The 17,697-nt window shown below is 39.7% G+C and carries 14 protein-coding genes; 7 read left to right on the top strand and 7 right to left on the bottom strand.

Annotation, left to right across the window (positions count from 1 at the left end; all coding sequences use genetic code 11):
* The first annotated feature begins 2 nt into the window (after positions 1–2).
* Positions 3–1,001 carry a DUF2955 domain-containing protein gene (locus JCM15074_RS06040; RefSeq protein WP_025820411.1) on the top strand — a complete coding sequence of 333 codons (999 nt, stop codon included), beginning with the start codon at positions 3–5 and terminating at the stop codon, positions 999–1,001.
* Complete coding sequence (locus JCM15074_RS06045) at positions 988–1,437, top strand: MarR family winged helix-turn-helix transcriptional regulator (RefSeq protein ID WP_025820412.1); 450 nt, start codon at positions 988–990, stop codon at positions 1,435–1,437. Before JCM15074_RS06040 ends, JCM15074_RS06045 begins: the two co-directional genes overlap by 14 nt.
* Here the strand turns inward: JCM15074_RS06045 and JCM15074_RS06050 are convergent.
* Positions 1,434–3,449, bottom strand: coding sequence for an NADPH-dependent 2,4-dienoyl-CoA reductase (locus JCM15074_RS06050; RefSeq protein WP_025820413.1), 2,016 nt, complete (start codon positions 3,447–3,449; stop codon positions 1,434–1,436). The two genes, JCM15074_RS06045 and JCM15074_RS06050, sit on opposite strands and share 4 nt — an antisense overlap.
* Before the next feature lie 163 nt (positions 3,450–3,612).
* Here JCM15074_RS06050 and sppA point away from each other — a divergent pair, with 163 nt between their 5' ends.
* From sppA to JCM15074_RS06070, 4 genes are all read left to right on the top strand, one after another.
* Positions 3,613–5,457, top strand: a complete 1,845-nt coding sequence (sppA, locus tag JCM15074_RS06055; protein ID WP_025820414.1) for a signal peptide peptidase SppA — start codon at positions 3,613–3,615, stop codon at positions 5,455–5,457.
* 100 nt (positions 5,458–5,557) lie between these two features.
* On the top strand, positions 5,558–6,574 hold the full coding sequence (gene ansA / locus JCM15074_RS06060) for an asparaginase (protein ID WP_025820415.1): 1,017 nt from the start codon (positions 5,558–5,560) through the stop codon (positions 6,572–6,574).
* A 245-nt stretch (positions 6,575–6,819) separates the two neighbouring features.
* On the top strand, positions 6,820–7,446 hold the full coding sequence (locus JCM15074_RS06065; protein ID WP_025820416.1) for an NAD(P)H-dependent oxidoreductase: 627 nt from the start codon (positions 6,820–6,822) through the stop codon (positions 7,444–7,446).
* Positions 7,447–7,448: 2 nt separating this feature from the next.
* Positions 7,449–9,362 carry a monovalent cation:proton antiporter-2 (CPA2) family protein gene (locus JCM15074_RS06070; RefSeq protein ID WP_025820417.1) on the top strand — a complete coding sequence of 638 codons (1,914 nt, stop codon included), beginning with the start codon at positions 7,449–7,451 and terminating at the stop codon, positions 9,360–9,362.
* Between the two features lie 94 nt (positions 9,363–9,456).
* On the opposite strand, the gene JCM15074_RS06075 is transcribed toward JCM15074_RS06070, so the two are convergent.
* From JCM15074_RS06075 to JCM15074_RS06095, 5 genes are all read right to left on the bottom strand, one after another.
* Positions 9,457–9,738 carry a YeaC family protein gene (locus JCM15074_RS06075; RefSeq protein ID WP_025820418.1) on the bottom strand — a complete coding sequence of 94 codons (282 nt, stop codon included), beginning with the start codon at positions 9,736–9,738 and terminating at the stop codon, positions 9,457–9,459.
* Positions 9,735–10,052, bottom strand: coding sequence for a hypothetical protein (locus tag JCM15074_RS06080; protein WP_025820419.1), 318 nt, complete (start codon positions 10,050–10,052; stop codon positions 9,735–9,737). Before JCM15074_RS06080 ends, JCM15074_RS06075 begins: the two co-directional genes overlap by 4 nt.
* An 11-nt stretch (positions 10,053–10,063) precedes the next feature.
* Entirely contained in the window at positions 10,064–11,191 is a 1,128-nt protein-coding gene (locus JCM15074_RS06085) for a M14 family metallopeptidase (protein WP_025820420.1), read from the bottom strand.
* Between the two features lie 133 nt (positions 11,192–11,324).
* On the bottom strand, positions 11,325–13,094 hold the full coding sequence (locus tag JCM15074_RS06090; protein WP_025820421.1) for a DUF885 domain-containing protein: 1,770 nt from the start codon (positions 13,092–13,094) through the stop codon (positions 11,325–11,327).
* A gap of 135 nt (positions 13,095–13,229) precedes the next feature.
* A complete protein-coding gene (locus JCM15074_RS06095) occupies positions 13,230–14,072 on the bottom strand; it encodes an endonuclease/exonuclease/phosphatase family protein (protein ID WP_025820422.1) in 843 nt (280 codons plus the stop codon).
* 189 nt (positions 14,073–14,261) lie between these two features.
* Here JCM15074_RS06095 and cls point away from each other — a divergent pair, with 189 nt between their 5' ends.
* Positions 14,262–15,716, top strand: a complete 1,455-nt coding sequence (gene cls / locus JCM15074_RS06100) for a cardiolipin synthase (protein WP_025820423.1) — start codon at positions 14,262–14,264, stop codon at positions 15,714–15,716.
* 70 nt (positions 15,717–15,786) lie between these two features.
* Here cls and JCM15074_RS06105 read toward each other — a convergent pair whose 3' ends face one another.
* Positions 15,787–17,658 carry a S8 family peptidase gene (locus tag JCM15074_RS06105; RefSeq protein ID WP_025820424.1) on the bottom strand — a complete coding sequence of 624 codons (1,872 nt, stop codon included), beginning with the start codon at positions 17,656–17,658 and terminating at the stop codon, positions 15,787–15,789.
* Positions 17,659–17,697: the final 39 nt, after the last annotated feature.

Below are 17,697 nucleotides of genomic sequence, written 5' to 3' on the forward strand. Positions count from 1 at the left end.
TCATGATAAAATTATCTCAAACTCATAAAGATGCGATTCGTATTGCTTTAATCATTACCATCAGCATGTTAATTGGTAAGTTTTGTAATTTTCACAGTCCAGTCTATTTTGCGTTATATCCGTGCATTATTGCGACCAAAATCAAAGACTATAGTTGGCGTGGTTTAGTAAAAACATTATTGCCAACACTCATTGCTGCTACAGGCGCATTATTGGTGGTTGAATTTTTTTCAACACACCCATTTATAATGTGGACGTTAACGCTATTAATGATCGATTTTATGCGCAAGAAAGCCAATACTGCAATAAAGCGAGCGGGCTTAATAATGCCAATGTTTAACTGGATTTTAATTGTGATTTTTGCGCAGCAAACCAGTATCGATTTACCCACCAATTTATATAATATTATGGCGGCCAGTATCACCACCATCATGTTAACTAAACTGATGGTTAAAATATTACCGCCTGCCAAGCATAAATTTGTTGCTCCTAAGATTGAGCCGGTCACCTATCAGCAGCGTTTTATTGCTGTAACGAGTATTGGTTTAGGTTGTGCTATCTTAATGAATATCAATTTGTTATCAGCAACCTTCTGTTTAGTCCCTGTGATTATTGCGGTATCTCAACCTTCACTTGAGCAATTTCATACAGTTGTAAAGCAGCGATTTATCACGCAATTGGGTGGCTGTGCAATTGCGGTTCTTTTTGCATTTGCTATGATGGGGCAGCAGCAACATATTGTTCTATATGGCGTTACTTTACTTGCATTACTTATCTTTATGAGCACGATGTTTGTCCGAAGTGACATATCGATGAAAGATATTCATTCAGACGCCATGTTAGCAACCGTATTACCAATACAACTGTATATCACCCCGACTGATATGGGGATCCAGAATAGCTTAATGCGAGGTTGGGAGCTTGCAGTGACTTTAGCCATTCTATTAACTATCTATTTTATTGTGAAACCAAAAAATCAGAGGCTTTATGTCAATCACTAGTATCAGTAGCTTAGACTCAAGCCCAACTTTTGTAATGGGCATTGTCTATAAACAGTTTCGTAAAATTAGTGGTCCGATGCTGAGCCAACAATTTGATATAACGCTCGAAATGCTAGCAGTATTGCGTGCACTATATGAAAAAGGTTCTATTTCACAGCAACAGTTAGCCGACATTTTAAAGCGTGAGCGTTCAGCGGCTAAACGACTGGCGGATAATTGCATTAAACGAGGATTTGTTGCCGCAAAATCTCATCCTGAAAACAAAAAAATTAAGATATTGATCATCACTAAAGAAGGATTACAGACGTTAGCACAAGCTAATGTGGCGATTACTCAGCTTTCTAATGAATTTTTGGCGCCATTAACAAAAACCGAGCAAACTCAGTTGCTCGGTTTAGCTGAAAAGCTGTTTAGGCATGAAATTATGGTTGATTAAATCTCGCTTGCTAATATCGCGCCTTGTCTAATGGCGCGTTTAGCATCTAGCTCTGCGGCAACGTCAACCCCACCAATCAAGTGCACCGGTAAGCCTGTTTTTTGCATTGCATCAACCCATTCTCGATTTGATTCTTGACCGGCACACAGCACCACGTTATCAACCTCTAATAACTGTGGCTTACCTTCAATTTCAATATGTAGACCTTGTTCATCAAACTTAATATAACTAACTCCCGTTAGCATATTAACTTGATGTTGCTTTAATACACTGCGATGCACCCAACCTGAAGTTTTCCCAAGGCCTTTGCCCATTTTGCTAGATTTACGTTGCATAAGGGTGATTTCACGTTCAGGTTGATGTTGTTCTGCAGGCATTAAGCCTCCTGCATGTTGGTACTGAGTATCAATGCCCCACTGCTTATACCACTGCTGAGGATCAATCGTAGATGAATGTTGCTCAGCTAGATAATGTGCCATATCAAAACCAATACCACCGGCTCCAATTAAAGCAACTTTATTACCAATCTCTACCTCTTTATTGAGTACCTGCTGGTAATTAACCACCTTAGCATCATCAAATCCTGGTAAATCAAGTGCGCGAGGTATGACACCAGCAGCAATAACCACTTCATCAAATTGTTCTTTTTCAATGATGTCTGGCGTTAAACGAGTATTAAGTCGTAAATCAACATTGGCCAATTCTATCTGGTTTAAAAAATAGCGAATGGTTTCATCAAACTCTTCTTTTCCCGGAACTTGTCTTGCAAAATTGAATTGGCCACCAACCTCTGATTTTGCTTCGTACAATACCACATCATGACCCCGCTTGGCGGCATATACAGAAAACGCCATGCCAGCAGGTCCAGCCCCCATCACTGCAATACGTTTTGGTCTTGGTGTTTGCCCAAAATTCAATTCAGTTTCATAACAGGCTCTTGGATTGACTAAACAAGTGGCGCGTTTTAATGAAAACGTATGATCTAAACAAGCCTGATTACAGCCAATACAGGTATTAATTAAGTGTGCTTCATTATTCGCAGCTTTGTTAACAAATTGAGGTTCTGCCAAGAAAGGTCGTGCCATCGAGACCATATCGGCTTGACCTGATGCGATAATGTTTTCTGCTATATCGGGTGTATTGATACGATTGGTGGCGATTAACGGTATTGATACCTCTTTCTTAAGCTTTTCAGTCACCCATGCGAAAGCTGCTCTTGGAACACTGGTGACAATTGTTGGAATACGGGCTTCATGCCAGCCAATGCCAGTATTAATAATGGTAACACCAGCTTCTTCTAACCATTTAGCTAGTTGTACTACCTCGTCCCAAGTTGAACCTTTTTCAATTAAATCCAACATAGAGAGTCTGAATATGATAATAAATTCAGTACCAACTTTAGCTCGAATCGCGTTAATAATATCTAAAGCAAATCGGCATCGATTCTCTAAGCTGCCACCGTATTCATCTTGCCTTTGATTACTATGAGTACAGATAAACTGGTTAATTAAATAGCCTTCAGAACCCATTACTTCAACACCATCGTAACCGGCCTTACGCGCTAACAAAGCACTAGCAGCGTAGTCTTTAACGGTTTTCTTAATTTGACGAAGTGACATTGCTCTTGGTTTAAATGGCGATATTGGTGATTTGATATCACTTGCTGACACTGAAAATGGATGATAACCATAACGGCCTGAATGTAGGATTTGTAAACAAATCTTAGCGCCAGCTTGATGAACAACATCGGTCATCTTACGGTGTTTAGCGACTTGCCAAGGAAAACTAAGTTGGCATGCGCCGGGCGTTAGACGGCCTCTAAAATTAGGCGCTACACCACCAGTCACAATCATGCCAACGCCCCCTTCGGCACGCTCTTTATAAAACTGTGCTAGCTTGTCAAATCCATTTTTTTCTTCTTCTAGCCCTGTATGCATCGAGCCCATTAATACTCGATTTTTAAGCTGGGTAAACCCTAAATCTAACGGAGCTAATAAATGTGGATAAGCCATTCAAACATCCTTTTAAAACACTTGATTAAAACTAGCATACCTGCGAGTTAATTTAACCTCAAGCCTACAACTATAACAATTTATATACGGTTACATTTATTTTTAACTATCTCACTGATTTTAAGTTAGAATTGTCTTATAAGATCATATCTAAGGAATACAAATGTCTGATAAACCGTCATTTTTGAGGCGTTGTCTAAGCTTTATTTGGAACTCGATTAACTTTATTAGAAAAGCTTTTTTGAATTTAATCTTCTTTGGTATTTTAATCGCTATTGTTGTCTCCGTTACCAGTGAAGAAGAGATCTCTATTAATAAAGGCTCTGCATTAGTACTTAATCTACAAGGCAAAATTGTCGATCAAAAACGTCCAATTGATCCTTATTCTGCCGCATTATCACAAGGTAAAAGTGACCCTGCTAGTAATGAAATTCTGTTATCAGACTTAATTTATAGCATCGACAATGCTGCCCAAGATGATCGTATTGGCGGAATTGTATTACAGCTTGGCGAACTGTCTAAGGTCGGTCTCGCCAATCTTGATAGTGTTGGTCGTGCACTAACGGCTTTTAAAACAAGTGGTAAACCTATTATTGCGGTAGGTAATTTCTACTCACAAACACAATACTATTTAGCCAGTTTTGCCAATGAGATCTATTTGAACCCGCAAGGCGTAGTCGCGCTTGAAGGTTTAAGCAGTTACCGACAGTTCTACAAATCAGCATTAGATAAATTAAAAATTCAAACTCATATTTTCAGAGTCGGTACCTACAAATCTGCGATTGAACCATTTATCCGTAATGATATGTCTGCTGCGGCTAAAGAAGCTAACATCACTCTACTCGATAATTTATGGCAAAATTATGCGGCCACAATTGCTAAAAATCGTGGTCTAGACGCCGCAAACCTTATACCAAATGAACAGCAGATGCTGGCTTATTTAAAGCAAGCTAACGGCAATACTGCACAAATGGCGCTTAACCTAAAACTTGTTGATAAATTGGCAAATAAAATTGAAATCAACAATGCCCTACGTCAACAGTTCGGCAAAGCTGACGGTGATGAAATCTATAATCACGTAAGTTATGACAATTATAACCACCTTGTTAAGCCTATTCCGTCAATGCTGCCAGAAGATAGTGTTGCCGTTATTGTTGCTCAAGGCACAATTCAAGGCGGTAAAAAACCTGCCGGTGAAATTGGTGGTGAGTCTACCTCAAAATTACTTGCAGAAGCACGACATGACGAACATGTTAAGGCCGTAGTACTTCGTGTTAATAGCCCCGGTGGTAGTGCTTTTGCCTCAGAGCAAATTAGACAACAAGTGTTAGCATTAAAAGCGGCAGGTAAACCTGTTGTCATTAGCATGGGTAACCTTGCAGCTTCCGGTGGCTATTGGATTTCAGCTGATGCCAGTTATATTTACGCTATGCCGTCAACGATTACCGGTTCAATTGGTATCTTCGGTATGTTTGCAACTATTGACGAATCACTTGCTGAACTCGGTATTCATACTGATGGTGTTGCTACCTCTCCATGGGCTGGCTTGTCAATTACTCGAGCTTTAGATCCTGCTATTGGTCAAGTCATCCAAACCAGTGTTGATAGTGGTTATCAAGAGTTCCTAAAAATTGTTGCCGAGGGCCGCAATATGACCACAGCACAAGTTGATAAAATTGCTCAAGGTCGTGTTTGGACGGGTAACCAAGCTCTTGCTAATGGTTTAGTTGATGCTTTAGGTGATGAACAGCAAGCAATTAGTAAAGCTGCTGAATTAGCTAAACTCGATAAATACGATATCAAACTGATTGAGCAACCATTATCAACAGAAGAGATATTTATTCAGGAACTATTTGGTACTGCGCAAGCTTATCTACCGCAAGCAAGTACCACCAACCCAGTCATTAGTGGCATGCTGCAGCAAATTAATAGTGCAATAAGTCAGATTAACCAATTCGATGACCCGCAAGGCAGGTATTTGTATTGTGACTTATGTCAATATCAATAGAGTTTAATTAAAAATAGCCCGGTTTATCCGGGCTTTTTATTGGGTTTCTGCTCAAGCTTCCGTATAATTTACTGATAAATTTGCAAATAGCCCCAATTCCATGACTAAACGTTGCATATATGTCGCATATACTGGTGGTACCATCGGTATGCAAAAAACTGAAACTGGCTGCTTTGCCCCTGTTGCTGGTTTTCTAACAACCTGCGTGCAATCAATGCCTGAGTTTTATCACGAAGAGATGCCTGACTTTGTGATCCATGAGTATGATCCACTCATCGACTCATCTAATATGGCGCCAACCGATTGGCAAATGATTGCTGACGATATTCGTGATAATTACGATAAATATGATGGTTTCGTCATCTTGCATGGTACTGATACCATGGCCTTTACTGCCTCAGCCCTCTCTTTTATGTTACAAGGGTTATCAAAACCAGTCATTATTACAGGTTCTCAAATTCCTTTAGCACAATTGCGTTCTGATGGACAAACCAACTTACTCAATGCGCTGTATATTGCGGCGAACTATCCCATCGCAGAGGTCGGTTTATTCTTCAATAACAAGCTATTTAGGGGCAATCGTACCACTAAAGCACACGCCGATGGTTTTGATGCATTTGCATCACCTAACTGCCCTATGCTGTTGGAAGCTGGTATTAGTATCCATCTTCATGAAGGTAAAATCAGCCACCATCTAACTTCCCATTTAGACGTTGCCCGCATGAGTCCACAGCCTATTGGTGTGATTACACTCTACCCTGGTATCTCTACTGATATTTTTAATAACATCTTACAACAACCCGTTAAAGCGTTGATTATTCTTACTTACGGTGTGGGAAATGCACCACAAGTACCAGAGTTATTAGAAATATTACGTGCTGCCGACGAGCGCGGTATTGTGGTAGTAAACCTAACCCAGTGTATGCAAGGCACAGTTAATATGGGCGGTTATGCCACCGGAAGCTCGCTGGCGCGTGTTGGTGTGATCAGTGGTGGTGATATGACAATTGAAGCGGCATTAGCTAAATTGCATTACCTACTATCTAAAGATCTTACTGCTGCACAAATTAAGTTATTAATGACCCAAAACTTAGTCGGTGAATTAACCCACGCGTAATATAAGTTTACTAGATTGCATAAAATGGAGCCGATTGGCTCCATTTTTGTTTACTCATGATCATGGAAATATGCGCCAGTTTATTAACGTTTTATAATGATGAAGTGATATGAAACACGAATTCATAAAGCTATAAACATTCTGCAACTATCAAAATAGCTCCTTTATACAAATTAAACAAAGCATTGAATTTGTCTATTTTTTCTGCGAAGTTACATTAAAATTTAAGTAATGGAGCATTATGGATGAACAAAAACAAAATATTATTGCTATTTGCCCACCCATCACCTCACCGTTCAGAAGTTAATCTACCGTTATTTAACTATGCTAAATCGCTAGATTATGTCACGGCTGTTGATTTGTACGCTGAATACCCAACCTACAATATAGATATAGATAAAGAACAATCGCGCCTTAATCAACATGATGTGATTATTTTTCAATTCCCATTTTATTGGTATTCCAGCCCTTCCATTCTAAAGGAATGGCAAGATTTAGTTCTTGAATATGGCTATGCCTATGGCAGTAAAGGTACAGCACTTCATGGGAAAAAATTTATTTGTGCTATCAGCGCTGGTGGTAAAGAACAGGCATATCATGCAGATGGCTTTAACCATTTTACCGTGAGAGAGTTACTGCAACCATTCGAACAAACAGCTAACTTGACGGGAATGCACTATTTGCCTCCTTTTGCACTATTTAGTAGCCGTTCAGCATCACTAACCAACAAGCTTGGTTCCCATCTTGAGCAATGGCAGCAGTTATTGGAGCTGTTAAATACAGGCAATTTAAATATCACCTCAGTAAATAATTTAATCACCATCAATCAACACTTATCGACAACCATTAATAGCTCAAGTGTAGAGGAATAATTATGACGGTTTATTTTATTCAAGCCTTTATCTATCTTATTGCAGCTGTTATTGCCGTACCGTTAGCAAAGCGATTAGGGCTAGGTTCAGTGCTGGGCTATTTAATTGCTGGGGTGGTTATTGGTCCAATCACAGGGATAGTAGGACACGAGACTTTGACCATTCAGCATTTTGCTGAATTTGGCGTGGTGATGATGCTATTTCTAGTGGGTTTAGAACTACAGCCACAAATGCTATGGAATATGCGTAACCGTTTAATCGGTCTCGGCGGATTACAAGTTGTTGTAACATCGTTATTAATAGGTGCTGTGGCGTTACTATTTAACCAGCCGTTGACGGTTGCCTTTGCTATCGGTTTGACCTTTTCGCTGTCATCTACCGCGATTGTATTACAGACATTTAATGAAAAAGGGCTAACTAAAACGGAAGGTGGCCAAAATGCATTTTCAGTATTACTGATGCAAGATATTGCTGTGATACCTATGCTGGCCTTTATACCTATGCTCGCATTACCCGAGTTAGTTACGGCGGCTGAAAGCGCACAAGCTGCGGCCGAGCATCACGAACAATTAAGCTTAGTTGCAGGTTTACCAACATGGGCATATGCATTAGCAATTATTGCCAGTATTGCAACTGTTGTTGTTGGTGGACATTACCTTAGCAGACCCCTATTTCGCTACGTTGCAAACTCTGGCTTACGTGAAATATTTGTCGCCACGGCCCTGCTGATTGTCATTGGTATTGCAGCGTTAATGAGCTTAGTTGGTCTATCTCCAGCCTTAGGTACATTCCTTGCTGGCGTTGTATTGGCAAACAGTGAGTTTAGACATGAATTAGAGTCTAATATCGAACCTTTTAAAGGATTGTTATTAGGACTCTTTTTTATCACGGTAGGCGCTGGTATCAATTTTACTATTCTTACCGATAATTTTGGACTGATTATCGCTTTAACGCTTGGGGTCATGCTGATAAAAGCACTGGTGCTTTGGGGACTAGCCATTATTTTTAAAATTAAAAATAGTGATCGTTGGTTATTTGCATTAAGTCTTGCTCAAGCTGGCGAATTCGGCTTTGTATTATTAAGCTTTACTGTACAAAATCACGTTATTCCAGTTGGTGTTGCCAATACGCTGCAACTGGTTGTAGCACTGTCAATGTTCTTAACCCCTGCATTATTTATTATATTCGATAAAGTGATTCTACCGCGCTATCAAGATGCCAATAATGACCAACCATTTGATGAAATTGATGACACTGGGAAAGTGATTATTGCTGGTGTTGGACGCTTTGGTCAGATTGTTAATCGCTTATTAGTGGCTAATGGTGTAAGCACAGTAGTAATGGATTTAAACGCGACTCAAATCGATAATTTAAGAAAGGTTAATATCAAAACTTATTTTGGTGATGCGACCCGTCCTGAGTTGTTACATACCGCTGGCATAGAGGAAGCCGCAATACTAGTTGTGGCAATTGATGATCGCGAAAATGCCAAGGCAATTGTTCATTATGTCAAGCAGACTTACCCTCATGTAAAGGTGTTAGCTAGAGCATTTGATAAAGGCCATAACTATGAACTAAAACATGCTGGTGCTGATTTTATTGTCAATGAAACCTATCACTCAGCGTTAAAACTAGGCGCAAAAACGTTAACGTCATTAGGCTTTCATCCATTCTTGGTTGAGCAAAAGAAAAATATGTTTTTCCAAACGGAAGAACAAGCGTCAGAGAGCCTATATAAACAATGGAAATTTGGTAGCGAAGGTAAACAATATGACCATGATTACCGCAAACTATTTATTCAAATGGAAGAAGCAATAAAAGTGGCCATGCAAACTGATCGTATGGATAACCATAATAGTGAGGAACGTGGTTGGACACCACCACCTAAAGGTTATGAAGCTAATTTTGATGATTAAGCTGGGTTACTCTTTATTCGCAAAACAGTTAATGCGGATTTAAAACATAAAAAGCCAATCAGTTGATTGGCTTTTTATTTGAAAGTATTCGTGGTTATAACTGTTCGTTCTTGAATTCGGCGATACTCTCACCTTTAAACTGTTTTTTTAATTCAGCTTTACTCAGTTCGTTGAGTTTACCGCCTGCAGCAATGGTAAAATGCTCATGATTATCGAGCTTTCGTGCTTGATATAGCATTACTAATTGTAAGCAGTTATCGCGCTGTTCCTGTGAAAGTACTGCGCCATCTTGCCATTTACCTAGCTCAACAGCACTAACCAGTCGCTCATAAGCCTCATATGGCATATCATCAACGAGTTTTTCAACCTCGGTCATTCACTCTTCCTTTTGTGTAAAATAATCCTAACTCTGGTATACAGATAACCGACAAATCCAACAACAAAGCAGATTGCGCCAATAATAGCACGCATTCCGGTAGCAACTTCGCCACCCCAAAACCAGATAACCACACCCGCAATAAACAATGTTAACGCCAAAAAGCTTTGATTCATTAATTTAGTTGATTGCTGGATATGGTTTATAACCCGCATAGAATCGGTATTACCGCTTAAATCAGCATGACAATATTGACACGACTTCGCTAAACTCGAGATACGCTTATCGCATTGTGGACACTGAACTAAAGCCATAAGAATTCCTATTAACGTAACTTATCAACAACCGCTAGCATTGCCGTTAATGATGCTTCGCCCAAATAGATTGAACGCTCTGGTGACCAACCTACAATCGGATCAGGCTGATTAGCATTATCTTTGAATGGCATCTCTAACGTATTTGATAAACAATTAAAGGTTTGCGCAACCCAATTAGACGCAATCGTTAAATTCGCTTGGCCTGGTTCATCTTTTTCATAACCATGTTCAGCCTGAAAATCAGCACTAACCAGTTTTAATGCGTCAACAAAGTCATGTTGTAATTGAGTCAAACGCTCATCAAAGCATTCAACACCTTCACAGCCCGCTAAGAATACGTATGGTAAACCTTCATCACCATGAACATCAAAATAGAGGTCTACACCCGTTTGCTTCATTTTCTCAACCACGTAATAAACTTCAGGGCTTTGAGTCAAGCTTGGTGTTAGCCATTCACGGTTAAGGTTTACACCAGCAGCGTTGGTACGCAAATGACCTCGCGCACTGCCATCTGGATTCATGTTTGGTACCACGTAGAAATTGGCTTTATCTAATAAGGCTTTTGAATTGGCATTATCACCATCAAGCAAGGCATACAGCAAACCTTCAACTAACCATTCGGCCATGGTCTCACCTGGGTGTTGGCGAGCCGTAATCCAAATCGTTTTCTTGTCGGCGTCACCATCACCAATTTTTAATAAGCTCATATCACGCCCATCAAGTGTTAAACCAAGATGTTCTAATTCAACATCAGGATGCACTTGCATGGCGCTAATCAAATCTAAATGGCGCTCATAGCTATATGGTGCAAAGTAAGCAATTTGAATCTCTTGGCATTCAAGCTCAAGTGACATGGTCAATTTGCCATCTTTGTATTCAGTTGGAATTCGGAACCAATGTTGGCGATCATAACTCGCAACGGCTTGATAATCCTCCCAGCCTTTTGGGTATGAAGTCTCACCAGCATTGTTAATGTGCATGGTATATTGCATACCAATATTGCCAGTTAAGCGGAAGTTGAACCACTGTAGAAATTGGCTGTCGTTATCAGCACGAATTGCAAGTTGGATATTGTCTTTATCGTCAATATTAAGCACATCAATATTGCCGCCATCAAAATTTGAACTAATACGCATTATTAAACATGTCCCTAAAAAATGGTTCATAAGGTAGCTTCTTCAAACAACCATAAACCTGTCACCTATCGCTGTAAACCTTATCCATAAAGATTACTGTGCTATAGGTGACAATTTAAACTATTGTACTGATTTATTTAGCTAACATCATCTCACGAATATACTTTACAGGTGCACTACCATAGCTCAAAAATTCTTCATGGAAAGCTTTGAGGTTAAACTTATCACCACGCGCTTGTTTCACTTCTTCACGTAGGTCATAAATTTCACGGTAACCGGCATAATAACTGGTTAACTGCACTTGGCTTAATGTCGCGCGCTTCCACTTTCCCTCAGCCTCTGCTTGTTGCTGGAAAGCTTCTTCTGTCAGTAACTTTATCGCTGCATCTTTGTCCATGCCTTTGACTTGCACACTGTAATCTAAAATCGTATTGCAAATAACGCGTAAGTTCCACTTGTAGTACATCAGCCACATTTCAGGTTCGAAGTTACCGTAACCCTCTTCAAGCATCATACGCTCGGTATATACCGCCCAGCCTTCAACCATTGCACCATTACCAAATAGACTCTTAACAATGCTTGGTGATTCATTTGAATAGACAAGTTGCGTGTAATGCCCCGGAATCGCCTCATGGATATTTAAAATTTGTAATATCCAGTGATTATATTCACGTAAATAACTCTCAGCACCTTCTGCTGACATATCATCTAAAGGTGTGACGTTGTAGTAAGTGTTAGCGGCTTTATCATACGGACCAGGTGCGCTAATTGAAGCACCAGCAAAACCACGCATATATTCAGGCGTTTCACGCACCACTAATGGCTTGTCTGGATCTAATGTAATAAGATCTTTTTGCTTTACAAATTCAACTAGTTCTGGGATTTGTGCATTAATTTCAGTGACAAATTTCTCACGTTCAACATGGTTAGCTGATAATTTATCAATTAACTGACGTGTAGCCTGTTTGCTATCTTTAGGCATGGCAGTAGTAAAGTACTTAGGCCATAACTGCTGAGTTAACTTTTCCATTTCAGCTTGGATTAATGTCTTATCAGCAACCGCTTTTTCATATAGTTGTTTAGCCGTCATTCCCGATTGGATATCAAGAGCGAATTTCTTTTCGTACTGCGCTTCACCAATTCTAAAATCACGAGGCCCAGAGCCTTTAATACTATTCTCTACTAACTTTAACCAACCAATGTGAATACGTACTGCTAATTTAGCCGCTTTATAACGCTGCTGGAATAGCTTCTTTTCTTCATCAGTTAAATTTGAAGCCATCGCTTTCTCAAGTAACTCTTTTGAAAAAACGCTATTAGCCCCTTCGTTTTGTTGAATCGCTAGTAAGGTATGCTCTAAGGTTGGATTAACTACATTTAGACGAGATGCGGTGTAGTATGCAGGAACATCTTTCATTCGTTCTAATACAACACGTAAACGGTCATCTAGCGGCGCATAAGTGCCATTAATGATTTGAGCAAAACCGCCTGCCACATTGTAATTAGCAGGGTTCCATTGCCACGATTTAAATTCATTCAGCTCCCAATCCATCTTTTCGACGATATTGTGCATTAATTTGAAATCGATTTTTTGTGAAGCCGTTAATGTTGTTGTATCAAACATCAACAAACGCTCACGCATGGCTTCAATAAATTTGCCTTGAAGTGCGCGATGCTCTTCATTAGGGATAACAAGCTTAGTATCATATTTATGATAGCCCTCGTATAGTGCCCATGTAGGCTCTACATACCATAAGCTTTCAATAAATTTATCAGTAAGTTGCACAAATGGTGACTTTTGCTCAGCTTCAATTTGAGCTTGCTGTGCGTCAGAAGTAAATTGGCATCCAGAAATTGAAGCCATTGCCAGTGCAATGGCTAATGATAGGGCTGCTTTTTTCATTGTTGTTTGATCCTAAGCATTTTGAAATTGCATTAGTAAATCATGTTACCAACAAAAAATCAGCATCGAGTTCCTTTTTTTAGCATGATTAACACTAGGTTGTGATGTTAACCAAAGCTTTTACAAAATTGGGGCTTACAGCTTAAAAGTAGCTGTAAGTTGATTATGATCAGATGAATTAGTTTTTACCGAGCTGTCTTTGACTAATGTTAAGCCTCGATAAAAAATATGATCCAGTGGCATACCCATTATATGCGTGCGCTTATCATCGTGATAAGACACTGGTGTTAAGCCGAATTGTTGCATAAATTGCGTCACAGTTTGCATACGCTTTGGTCGCCATGTATTAAAATCACCAGCCATAATAACGGGACCTTGGTGATCTTTAACCTGCTGTGCAATTGCATTTAGCTGTGCTCTATATTGTGACAAACGCCATTCAAAATTAATGCTGTGCAAATTAACGACTAATAAATGTTGACCATTGGATAACGGATATTGGCTTACCAAGCTTGATTTAGGTAATCGTAACCATGGCTCTGTCACTGCTATAGCACAAGATTCGGTAGACTCCGTTCGAGCAAGATTCATCACACCATTTGGATTGCCCTTCATACTAAAGGCATTCACCATCTCTATTTCTACATCATATTGACGTAAAAATAGTTTCAATTCAGGCGACAATTTGGCTTCTTGCAACATGACCAATTGATTAGACTTGAGCAAATCGCCTAACTCGCGTTGCCAGCCACTTTTCTGTTGTTTGTAGATATTCCAAACTGCAATATGTAACTCGCCATTGTCGTCTAACACTTGATTAATATCGTGTTTGACACACTGGCTCTCAAAATCAGCGATGTTAATATTATCAGTCATTACAGGTCCTGCTGGCACAGTGAATAATACATTGATGACGGTTGCACCCAATACCCCCAAAATAGCGGCACTCCCTAACATTACTTTAAATTTTTTCTTCAAAACCTTAATCCACAAAAACACATGAGAAAAATTTCCCATATCATACGATAACTGCTTTGATACATATTGAGCTTATAAATCTATTTATCAATAGACATTTGCTGCTAAGTATACAAAAAAGCTACCTTATCTCGCTAAAAGCATGCAAAATCTAACTATATTTTCCTCTTTTATTTTACAGATGTATTAATGGAAAAAGTTTATCAATTTTTTACGCTAATTAGCTTACTCATATATTGGCTGCTGATTGCTGGTATTACGGTAAGAATCGTCACTAAGCGACGTTCTATTGGTGTTTCTTTTGCTTGGATGATGGTGATTTACGTTATTCCTTTTGCGGGTATCGTACTCTATTTTCTTTTTGGCGAACTTAATTTAGGTAAAAAGCGCGCATCTCGAGCAAAAGACATGTTTGGCCCTTATGGCGTGTGGTGTAAACAGCTACAAGATTATCGCCAATACCATCCTGAAAGTTTAACGGATTTCGCGCAATCGATCAGCCAACTGTGTCAGTCCCGACTTGGTATTCCTGCTTTAGCTGATAACCGCTTAGAATTATTAAAAACTACCGATGAAATTATGCAGCGCTTGATTGAAGACATTAATGCAGCGCAAACCGACATTCATATGGAGTTTTACATTTGGAATCCTGGTGGCCTTGCTGACTGTGTTGCCGATGCGCTCATTAAAGCTAGAAAACGAGGCGTAAAAGTTAAAGTATTACTCGATAGTGCTGGAAGTCGCGTATTTTTCAAAAGCAGTTGGCCCGTGACATTTAGAAGTGCAGGCATCGAACTCGTTGATGCTTTATCTGTCTCGCCTGTGCGAATGTTTTTTAGACGTCTTGATTTACGCTTACACCGTAAAATTGTAGTCATTGATAATATCATTGGTTATACAGGCTCAATGAATATGGTCGATCCTGCATATTTTAAAGTCGATGCGGGTGTTGGCCAGTGGATTGATGTAATGGTGAGAATTCATGGTGCTTCTGTACCAGTACTAAATTGTATTCACGCATGGGATTGGGAGGTTGAAACCAGCACGCGCTCCCTACCAGCCATGCCACAATATCGTGAACAAGATAAAACTGAAACCGATGTCGTGCAGGTCATTCCATCAGGCCCTGGAATGCCTGAGGCGATTATTCAGCAGGTTTTATTACAAAGTATTTATCAAGCTAAACACAAAATTGTGATTACTACGCCCTACTTTATTCCAAGTGAAAACTTAATGTTTGCGCTAATTAGTGCTGCACAACGTAAAGTCAGTGTGCATATTGTAATCCCCGACAAAAATGATTCAATGATGGTTGAATGGGCCAGCCGTTCATTCTTTTATGAGCTATTAAATGCAGGCGTAAATATCCATCGATTCAAAGGCGGTTTGCTACATACTAAGTCTGTTGTTATTGATGAGAATCACAGTTTAATTGGTACGGTAAACCTTGATATGCGTAGTCTTTGGCTCAATTTTGAAGTCACATTAGCGGTTGAAGAATACGAATTTACACAAAAGCTTAATCGTCTGCAGCGCCGCTATATTGATGATTCAACCTTGGTTGATCCTGTTAAATGGCGTAAACGACCATTGCAGAAAAAATTTATTGAGCAGTTCTTTTATATGTTTAGTCCGTTGCTTTAACAGATAAGAATTTTAACAATAAAGCCGAAGCAAATGCTTCGGCTTTTCTCTCTTTACATTAAACTAAACCTTAGTAAGTCGCAGTTAAGTTCAATCCTGAATATGAACGATATCCACGGATCATTACATGGTAATAACCCGATTCTTGAACATTAAAACTGCATGATTCGACATTTCCTGATTTGTAAGGACGGCAATCGTAATTGGAGGTAGTTGGTTCACTACCAGCGTTAACATACAAATCAGCATCACCACTGCCACCCGAGGTACTGACAGTTAACGTTGACCCTGCTGGTACATAAGTTTTATAAAATACAGTTGAACGTCGATTGCCACTTAAGCCTGTCAGTGTCACACCATTTTCTAAGCAATTGGCATCAGTACACTGATCTTGCCCGCCTCCGCCAGTAGTGTAAGTTGCACTTAAGTCTGCACCACTATAAGCACTATAGCCATGCACCATCACATACCATTGCCCTGCCTGCGGATTATCGAATTGACATGACTCATTATTACCATTTTTATAAGGACGACATTGATAACTAGTTCGCGTAGGAGCTTGACCATAACTGACATAAATATCAGCATCACCACTGCCACCACTCATTAATACATCTAAATGACTGCTATCGGCAGGTACATCAATACTGTAAACCACTTCTGAATCAGACGCACCATTAATGCTCACCACTTCGGCATTATTAAGTACATTATCCTGATTACAATCTGTGGTACATCCACCACCGCCATCATCATTTGCTAGACTAAATAACAATTGATTAGGCGAACCCGTTTTAGCGTCTGACACTTTATCTGCTGAGGATCGTGCCAACATGGTTGCTTGCAATTGACTTGGAGACAGTGAACTTGTTTCATCTAATAATAAGGCTGCAACACCAGCTACATGAGGGGCTGCCATAGATGTACCACTGATAGTATTAGTCGCACTATTACTGTTATACCAGGCAGAAGTGATACTAGAACCAGGTGCGTAAATATCTAAACAGCTACCATAATTGGAAAAGCTAGAACGGGCATCCGTGCTGGTGGTAGAACCGACGGTAATAGCATCCGCTGCTCGAGCAGGTGAATAATTACAGGCATTACGATTATCGTTACCGGCTGCTACAACAAAGGTAATTCCGGCTGCGACAGCTGCATTAACAGCATCATCTAATGCTTGCGATGCACCGCCACCTAAACTCATATTTGCAACTGCTGGAGCTACGGCATTATTTTTAACCCAATTAATACCATCAATAACGCCAGAATTAGTACCTGAACCCGCACAATCTAACACCCTAACCCCAACAATATTCGCATTTTTAGCAACACCGTAACTGCTACCAGCGATAGTGCCTGCAACGTGGGTACCGTGACCATTACAATCGGTTGCATCACTGTCGTTATCAACAAAATCATAACCACTGGTCGCACGGCCATTAAATTCGTTATGACTATTTCTTACACCTGTATCGATCACATACGCAGTCACACCAGTACCATCAAAATCATAATGGTAATTGTTGTCTAACGGTAGGTTTGATTGGTCAATTCGATCAAGTCCCCATGTTGGACTAGCTTGATCAGCATTGGTAGATATAGGATTTACTTGCACAACTTGATCTAATTCAATGTATTTGACATTAGGGTCATTGCGCATTGCTTTTAATTGCGCACGATTAGCTTTCACTAACACTCCATTTAACACATCACCAAAATCCTTTTGAACTTTAATGCCCATTTGATTTGATAACCTTGCCCCCATACTGCTGGCATAGCTGGAAACTCCACCTGCATTATTCAAATTAAGCACGCTCGGTGTATTAAATACCACAATATAATTAGCTTCGTTAGGTATCGATAATGACTCATTTGCATTAACGGCACCTATTCCACAACTTGCAGCAACAGCTAATACGATTAGTTTTTCCTGAAACATAGTTGGTCTCCATTACCTTATAATGTCGTAATCGTATTT

It is taken from the genome of Shewanella marina JCM 15074 (assembly GCF_000614975.1).
Lineage (GTDB): Bacteria > Pseudomonadota > Gammaproteobacteria > Enterobacterales > Shewanellaceae > Shewanella > Shewanella marina.

Excerpts from the sequence above, each read along its gene's own strand:
- JCM15074_RS06070 (WP_025820417.1), top strand. The coding sequence starts at position 7,449 with ATGACGGTTTATTTTATTCAAGCCTTTATCTATCTTATTGCAGCTGTT.
- JCM15074_RS06050 (WP_025820413.1), bottom strand. The coding sequence starts at position 3,449 with ATGGCTTATCCACATTTATTAGCTCCGTTAGATTTAGGGTTTACCCAG.
- ansA (WP_025820415.1), top strand. The coding sequence starts at position 5,558 with ATGACTAAACGTTGCATATATGTCGCATATACTGGTGGTACCATCGGT.
- sppA (WP_025820414.1), top strand. The coding sequence starts at position 3,613 with ATGTCTGATAAACCGTCATTTTTGAGGCGTTGTCTAAGCTTTATTTGG.
- JCM15074_RS06075 (WP_025820418.1), bottom strand. The coding sequence starts at position 9,738 with ATGACCGAGGTTGAAAAACTCGTTGATGATATGCCATATGAGGCTTAT.
- JCM15074_RS06065 (WP_025820416.1), top strand. The coding sequence starts at position 6,820 with ATGAACAAAAACAAAATATTATTGCTATTTGCCCACCCATCACCTCAC.
- cls (WP_025820423.1), top strand. The coding sequence starts at position 14,262 with ATGGAAAAAGTTTATCAATTTTTTACGCTAATTAGCTTACTCATATAT.
- JCM15074_RS06080 (WP_025820419.1), bottom strand. The coding sequence starts at position 10,052 with ATGGCTTTAGTTCAGTGTCCACAATGCGATAAGCGTATCTCGAGTTTA.
- JCM15074_RS06040 (WP_025820411.1), top strand. The coding sequence starts at position 3 with ATGATAAAATTATCTCAAACTCATAAAGATGCGATTCGTATTGCTTTA.
- JCM15074_RS06045 (WP_025820412.1), top strand. The coding sequence starts at position 988 with ATGTCAATCACTAGTATCAGTAGCTTAGACTCAAGCCCAACTTTTGTA.
- JCM15074_RS06085 (WP_025820420.1), bottom strand. The coding sequence starts at position 11,191 with ATGCGTATTAGTTCAAATTTTGATGGCGGCAATATTGATGTGCTTAAT.
- JCM15074_RS06090 (WP_025820421.1), bottom strand. The coding sequence starts at position 13,094 with ATGAAAAAAGCAGCCCTATCATTAGCCATTGCACTGGCAATGGCTTCA.
- JCM15074_RS06105 (WP_025820424.1), bottom strand. The coding sequence starts at position 17,658 with ATGTTTCAGGAAAAACTAATCGTATTAGCTGTTGCTGCAAGTTGTGGA.